Source organism: Streptomyces sp. NPDC101225, assembly GCF_044767585.1.
In the GTDB taxonomy this organism is placed as follows: Bacteria; Actinomycetota; Actinomycetes; order Streptomycetales; family Streptomycetaceae; genus Streptomyces.
In genome coordinates, this window is the sequence record NZ_JBIWOE010000056.1 from 40,657 (window position 1) to 46,884 (window position 6,228).

Annotated in this window: 7 protein-coding genes; 6 read left to right on the top strand and 1 reads right to left on the bottom strand. The window is 72.4% G+C overall.

What is annotated here, in order from left to right:
* The first annotated feature begins 119 nt into the window (after positions 1-119).
* Genes ACIRPX_RS41705 through ACIRPX_RS41725 form a run of 5 tightly spaced genes read left to right on the top strand, consistent with a single transcriptional unit; the run spans position 120 to position 4,257 of the window.
* Positions 120-1,523 (top strand): ATP-binding protein, encoded by a 1,404-nt coding sequence (locus ACIRPX_RS41705; RefSeq protein WP_404205318.1) that lies wholly within the window; start codon positions 120-122, stop codon positions 1,521-1,523.
* Positions 1,520-1,933: a roadblock/LC7 domain-containing protein gene (locus ACIRPX_RS41710; protein WP_404205319.1), complete on the top strand. Its 414-nt coding sequence runs from the start codon at positions 1,520-1,522 to the stop codon at positions 1,931-1,933. Before ACIRPX_RS41705 ends, ACIRPX_RS41710 begins: the two co-directional genes overlap by 4 nt.
* Positions 1,930-2,286, top strand: a complete 357-nt coding sequence (locus tag ACIRPX_RS41715; RefSeq protein WP_404205320.1) for a DUF742 domain-containing protein — start codon at positions 1,930-1,932, stop codon at positions 2,284-2,286. Before ACIRPX_RS41710 ends, ACIRPX_RS41715 begins: the two co-directional genes overlap by 4 nt.
* Positions 2,264-2,902 carry a GTP-binding protein gene (locus ACIRPX_RS41720; protein ID WP_404205321.1) on the top strand — a complete coding sequence of 213 codons (639 nt, stop codon included), beginning with the start codon at positions 2,264-2,266 and terminating at the stop codon, positions 2,900-2,902. The genes ACIRPX_RS41715 and ACIRPX_RS41720 overlap by 23 nt, the downstream gene beginning before the upstream one ends.
* Positions 2,899-4,257 carry a cytochrome P450 gene (locus ACIRPX_RS41725; RefSeq protein ID WP_404205322.1) on the top strand — a complete coding sequence of 453 codons (1,359 nt, stop codon included), beginning with the start codon at positions 2,899-2,901 and terminating at the stop codon, positions 4,255-4,257. Before ACIRPX_RS41720 ends, ACIRPX_RS41725 begins: the two co-directional genes overlap by 4 nt.
* On the opposite strand, the gene ACIRPX_RS41730 is transcribed toward ACIRPX_RS41725, so the two are convergent.
* Positions 4,258-5,502, bottom strand: a complete 1,245-nt coding sequence (locus ACIRPX_RS41730; protein ID WP_404205323.1) for a cytochrome P450 — start codon at positions 5,500-5,502, stop codon at positions 4,258-4,260.
* 181 nt (positions 5,503-5,683) lie between these two features.
* Between ACIRPX_RS41730 and ACIRPX_RS41735 the strand changes: the two genes are divergently transcribed.
* Positions 5,684-6,082 (top strand): hypothetical protein, encoded by a 399-nt coding sequence (locus ACIRPX_RS41735; protein WP_404205326.1) that lies wholly within the window; start codon positions 5,684-5,686, stop codon positions 6,080-6,082.
* Positions 6,083-6,228 lie beyond the last annotated feature (146 nt).

Sequence of the window (6,228 nt, forward strand, 5' to 3'; positions counted from 1 at the left end):
TGTGACGCCCGGTGCCGATGCGTCCACCGACAACTTCTCTGCGCGCGTGGGCAAGTGCGCGACCGTGAGCATCACTACCGTCAGCGACCCGTCAACTCACGCCCGCCACAGAGGACTCCATGACCGATCAGATATCGGAGGCGGTGATCTGGTGCCTGGGCCTCGGCCTGTGCGCCGTCACCGTGCTGCTGGTGCGGCAGCGCGGCATCACCGCCCTGCAGCGCCGACGGAACGCCGAACTGTCGGACGGCCTGCGGGCACGGGACGAGGAACTGCGCCACCTGGTCTCGGTCCGCCTGCCCGCCCTGGAGGACGTCACTCCGCAACCGGTCCCGGCGGCCGGACTGCTGGAGTCCCGCCTCGCCGGAACCGATTTCGCGAAGTGCCTCGACGCGGTGCTCGACCGCTTCTCCCAAGCGGTCGAGCACGCGCAGTCACGTGCCGACCAGTCGGCGAAGGCCGCCCTCAAGGCGTCCATGCGCTCCATCCAGGCCCTCGCCAACGAACAGCAGGTCTCCATCTCCGACATGCAGGACCGGCACGACCACCCCGACGTGCTGCGCGACCTGCTCGAGATCGACCACACCAACGCCCAGTTCGGCCGCCGCGCGCAGGCCATCGCCGTGCTCTGCGGCTCGTGGCCGGGCCGCCAGCGCGCCACCTCCGCACTCGTCGAGGTGGTGCGCGGCGCCACCTCCCGCATCCGTGACTACCGTCGCATCCGCATCAACGGCGAGGTCGACATCGCGGTGGAGAGCAGGGCCGTGGAGCCGGTGGTCCTCACCATCGCCGAACTGCTCGACAACGCGGCACGCCACTCGCAGCCCAACACGAAGGTCGAGGTCACCGTCCAGACGGTGCACAACGGTGCCTGCGTGGTGGTCGACGACGCCGGCGTCGGCATGGACGGCCAGGCGACGCAGCTCGCCGCCGAACTGCTGTCCGGCACCCAGCCCGTGGACGTCACCCGGCTCGGCGACCCGCCCCGGTTCGGCTTCGCCGTCATCGGGGTGCTCGCCGAACGCTACGGCTTCACCGTGTCCGCCGACACGCTCTCCCCGTACGGCGGCGTACGCGCCGTGGTGTTCCTGCCGTCCGCCCTGCTCACGCACCGACGCCCGGACCAGGAGCACACCGCCGCACCGACCTCGCACCCCACCGACGCGACCTCCCGTACCCCGGGGCACGCGACCGCTCCCGGCCCCGCGACCCGGGCCGGCAACACGCCGCACACCGCGTCCGCCCCCGAGGCGGCACCCCGCACCTCGCCGGCCGCCGACGCCGGCGCCGACACGGAGGCCGGCGCCAAGGCCCGGCCGACCACGGCGGGCGGCCTGCCCAGGCGCCGCCGCCGGTCCGCCCGTCCGAGCACCGCCGAGCACAGCGACGTACCGGCCGAGGAGGTCGGCGGACGCTCGGCCGAGGAGAACGCCCGGCGCATGGGCGCCTTCGCGCGCGGCACCCGGCACGGCCGGTCCGCCCAGCACACCCCCCAGGAAGACGAAGGGAACAGCGACGAATGACCGGGCCCACCAACAACGAGTTGGGCTGGATGCTGGACGAGGTGCTGAAGGTGCCGGAGGCGCGCCACGCGATCCTGCTCTCCGCCGACGGCATGCTCCGCGCCCACTCCCAGGACATCGGCCGCGACGACGCCGAGCGGCTCGCCGCGGGCCTGTCCGGTGTCCAGTCGATCAGCCGCAGCACCGCCGAGTTCTGCGGCAGCCCGCACACCCCGTGGCGGCAGACCCTGATCGAGTTCGCGCACGGCTACGTCTTCCTCGTGGCCGCCGGTGAGGGGGCCTACCTCGCGGTCTCCACCGGCGAGGACGTGGACATGGAGGCGGTCACGTACCGCATGCACAAGCTGGTCGACCGGCTCGGCAAGGAGCTGACCAGCCCCGCGCGGCAGGACGCCGGCAGCCCGGCATGACCCCGCGGCGCCGCCCCGACAGGCTGGTGCGGTCGTACGTCGTCACGGACGGCCGCGCCCATCCCACGCGCAACACCCTGGACCTGGTCACCCTGCTGATCGCCGCCGACGATCTGCCGCTGACCGGGCTGAGCCCGGAGAAGCGCCGGCTCATGGAGCTGTGCCGGCCGGGGGCGCTGTCCGTCGCCGAGGTCGCGGGCCATCTGGCGCTGCCGGTCAGCGTCGCCAGGGTGCTGATCGCCGACCTGATGGACAGCGGCCACATCGTCACCCGCGCACCGATCCCGGCCGCCCGGCCGTCCGACGTCACAATCCTCCAGGAGGTGCTCGATGGGCTCCGCGCCCGCCTCTGACGACCGCTATCTGCGGCCCGGCGTGCAGACCGCCGTCAAGCTGCTGATCGTCGGCCACTTCGCGGTCGGCAAGACCACCTACGTCGGCGCGCTCTCCGAGATCCGCCCGCTGCGCACCGAGGAGGTCATGACCGAGGCGGGCGCCCTCGTCGACGACCTGTCCGGCATGAAGGACAAGACCACCACCACCGTCGCCCTCGACTTCGGCCGCCTCACCCTCAACGACCGTCTGGTCCTGTACCTCTTCGGCACCCCCGGCCAGCAGCGCTTCACCCAGCTCTGGCAGGACATGACACGCGGCGCGCTCGGGGCGCTGGTGCTGGCCGACACCCGGCGGCTGAACCAGTCCTTCGAGGTCATGGGCGTCCTGGAGGAACTCGGACTGCCCTACGCCGTCGCCCTCAACGACTTCGAGGACGCGCCGCGGCACGAGCTCGACGAGGTCCGCGAGGCCCTCGACCTGCTGCCCGAGACCCCCCTCGTGCGCTGCGACGCCCGCGACCGCGTCTCGTCCACCCACGCGCTGATCGCCCTCGTCGAGTACCTCCTGACCCTCCCGCCCGACCGCCGCCCCTCGAGCGGCGGAACTCCCACCGGCCAACTGGAGCACGCGTGACCCCCGAACCACCCCGGCCAGCCGGCCCGCCACCGGGCTGTCCCGCCCACGAGGCCCTCTACGGAACCGAGTTCGCCGCCGACCCCGGCGCCGTCTACGCACGGCTGCGCCGGTCCGGCCCGATCGCCCCGGTCGAGCTCGCACCCGGTGTGCAGGCCTGGCTCGCCGTCGGCTACGACGCCGCCCTGCACGTCCTGCGCAGCCCCGAGACCTTCTCCAAGGACCCCCGCCGCTGGCAGGACCTGTCCGACGGCATCGTCCCCGCCGACAGCCCCGTCGTCCCGATGATGATGTACCGGCCGAACGCCCTGTGGACCGACGGCGCGGAGCACCGCCGGCTGCGCGGCGCGATCACCGACAGCCTGGCCCGCGTGGAGCCGAACACGCTGCGCGGCTACGTCGAGACCAGCGCCGACACCCTCATCGACCGCTTCGCGCCCGCGGGCAAGGCCGATCTCCTCGGTGAGTACGCTCAGGTGCTGCCCCTGCTGGTGTTCAACCACCTCTTCGGCTGCCCCGCCGAGTACGGTGAACGGCTCGTGCAGGGCATGTCCGGGATCTTCGACGGCGTCGACGCCGAGAAGGCGAACGAGCTGCTCGCCACGACCCTGTTCGACCTGGTCACGCTCAAGCGCGGGCAGCCCGGCCAGGACGTGACCTCCTGGCTGCTGGCCCACCCGGCCGAGCTCACCGACGAGGAGATGGTGCACAACCTCGTCCTGCTCATGGGCGCGGGCACCGAGCCGCAGCAGAACCTGATCGCGAACAGTCTGCGGCTGCTGCTGTCCGACGACCGGTTCGCCGGCGACCTGTCGGGCGGCAGCCTGCCGGTGGAGGACGCCCTCGACGAGGTGCTGTGGAACGACCCGCCCATGGCCAACTACGCCGTGCACTACGCGGTGCACGACGTCGTGTACGAGGGGATCGCCCTGCACCCGGGCCGCCCGATCGTGGTCTCGCTCGCCGCGGCGAACAACGACCCCACCCTCACCAGTGACCAACGGGCCGGAAACCGCGCCCACCTGGCGTGGAGTGCGGGGCCGCACACCTGCCCGGCACAGAGTCCGGCCCGGCTCATCGCGGCCGCGGCGGTGGAGAAGCTCCTCGATCGCCTTCCCGACATCGAACTCTCCGTGCCCGTGGAGGACCTGGTGTGGCGGCCGGGTCCCTTCCACCGGGCGCTGGCCGCACTGCCCGTGACGTTCCCGCCGGCCGCCGTCGACAGGCGCGTCACGGACGGCGGACCGCCCGTGACGCGCACGGATGTGCCGGCCCGGCCGGCCGCGGCCCCGGCCGTGGCGCAGGGGCGGCGCGGCTGGTGGGACCGGGTGCGGACGTGGTGGCGCGGGGAGTGATCAGCGAAGGTGCGCCGGGAGGGAGCGGTGGCCGTTGGAGATGAAGGAGTCCACCGGCCTCAGCTCCTCCTGGGGCACGGCGAGCCGGAGGTCCGGGAAGCGCTCGAAGAGCGCCGGCAGCGCGACCTGTGCCTCCAGCCGCCCCAGCGGCGCGCCCAGACAGAAGTGCACGCCGTATCCGAAGGCGAGGTGCTCCTTGTCGACGCGGGTGATGTCGAAGCGGTCCGCGTCGTCGCCGTACCTCCCGGGGTGGCGGCCGGCGGCCGCGTACGCGGCCAGGATGGCTTCGCCCTTGCCGATCACGACGCCGCCGGGACCGCCGAACTCTTCCATCGCCAGGTCCTCCACGGCGTACCGCAGCGGCAGGCTGGCGACGGGCGCCTCGACCCGCAGCGCCTCCTCGATCACATCCCCCCAGGAGGCGTGGCCGGCGCGGACGAGCGCCAGCTGGTCCGGGTGGGTGAGCAGCGCGTGGATGGCGTTGTCGATGAGGTTGACGGTGGTCTCGTGGCCCGCGCTGACCATGAGCACCAGGGTGTCGAGGAGTTCCTGCTCGCTGAGACGGGAGCCGTCCTCGTCGTCGCGGGCCGCGATGAGGGCGGAGGTCAGGTCGTCACCGGGCGCCTCCCTCTTCAGGGCGACGAGCTTGGCGAGCGCCGCGTAGAAGCGGGTGTAGGTGTCGGTCACCTCCTCCGGTGTCGCGGAGGTGTGGAAGATGCTGTCCACCACGGCGCGCAGCTCGGCGCCCTGGTCCTCGGGCAGACCGAACAGCTCGCTGATCACCCGGATCGGCAGCGGGTAGCAGAACCCCTCGCGCAGATCGACGACCCGCCCCTGACGTCCGGCCTCCTCGACGCGGTCCAGCAGACCGCTGGTGATCTCCTCGACGCGGGGCCGCAGCGCGGCGGTCCGGCGTGCGGTGAACGCCTTGGAGACCAGGGCGCGCAGTCGTTTGTGCTCGCCGCCGTACGCGGTGAACATGTTCTGCACCGCCACCCAGGTGAACAGCGGCCATTCCGGGGCTATTTCGCCGTTGATCCAGCGGGTCCAGTGGCGGCGCGGGTCCTTGGAGACGCGTGGGTCGGTGAGCAGGCGCCTGAGCAGATCGGGGTCGCTGACGGCCCACGCCCCGACTCCGTCGGGGAGTTCCACGGGCGTGACCGGCCCGCGGTCGCGGAGCCGGGCGGCCTCGCCGTGGATGTCGTGGCCGGTCGGGTCGATCACCAAGGGGTCGGGGTGTCCCATCGCAGCCTCCCAGTCGTACGAATCCGGATACGAACAGTAAAGCTACTTCGCCGTAGCGTCGCCGGACGAGATCTCGCGACGGCCGCTGCGTATCGCCGCAACTTCCTTGCGCGTCAACGCAATTCGGCCTCACCGCCCCGCCCTAGGCTTGGTGCCTCGGACGGGAGGGCCGGTGAGGGCGATGACGGGCAGCTGGTCTCCGCGCTGGATGCGGGCGGACGGTACGGAAGCGCAACTGCTGCCCGCCGGCCGCTGGTGGGACGCCGTGCGCGTACCGCTCGACCTCGGATCGCACGCGATGCGCCACCTCGGGGACGAGACCGGCGCCGTCATCACGGACGGTTACGGCCGCATCATGTACTGGCTGATCCGGCCCGGCACCGCGGCCGACTGGCGGCTCCCCGGCGTCCAGGTGCTCGGCGCCGGATGCCATGTGGTGATCCCGCTGCCGCACCTCACCTCGGGCCCTGGCCCCCACTGGCGCGTCCCGCCCTCCCGCGGCCACGAATGCACCGGCGCGCCCGCCCTGCACGCGGCCCTGCGCACCTCCCTGTCCCACGACCGGTGTCCCCTCCCCTGAACACCTGCCCCGGCTGCCCTGAGCCCAGCCGGGGCAGGGTATGCCCCGGCCGCCCGCACCTCCTAATGACGTTGTCAAGCCGCCTATGTGACTGGGAGTCCGTCTTGGTAGCGCCGTCCGTCACGGATCAGGGCCCACAGTACGTT

Excerpts from the sequence above, each read along its gene's own strand:
- ACIRPX_RS41705 (WP_404205318.1), top strand. The coding sequence starts at position 120 with ATGACCGATCAGATATCGGAGGCGGTGATCTGGTGCCTGGGCCTCGGC.
- ACIRPX_RS41735 (WP_404205326.1), top strand. The coding sequence starts at position 5,684 with ATGACGGGCAGCTGGTCTCCGCGCTGGATGCGGGCGGACGGTACGGAA.
- ACIRPX_RS41720 (WP_404205321.1), top strand. The coding sequence starts at position 2,264 with ATGGGCTCCGCGCCCGCCTCTGACGACCGCTATCTGCGGCCCGGCGTG.
- ACIRPX_RS41710 (WP_404205319.1), top strand. The coding sequence starts at position 1,520 with ATGACCGGGCCCACCAACAACGAGTTGGGCTGGATGCTGGACGAGGTG.
- ACIRPX_RS41715 (WP_404205320.1), top strand. The coding sequence starts at position 1,930 with ATGACCCCGCGGCGCCGCCCCGACAGGCTGGTGCGGTCGTACGTCGTC.
- ACIRPX_RS41730 (WP_404205323.1), bottom strand. The coding sequence starts at position 5,502 with ATGGGACACCCCGACCCCTTGGTGATCGACCCGACCGGCCACGACATC.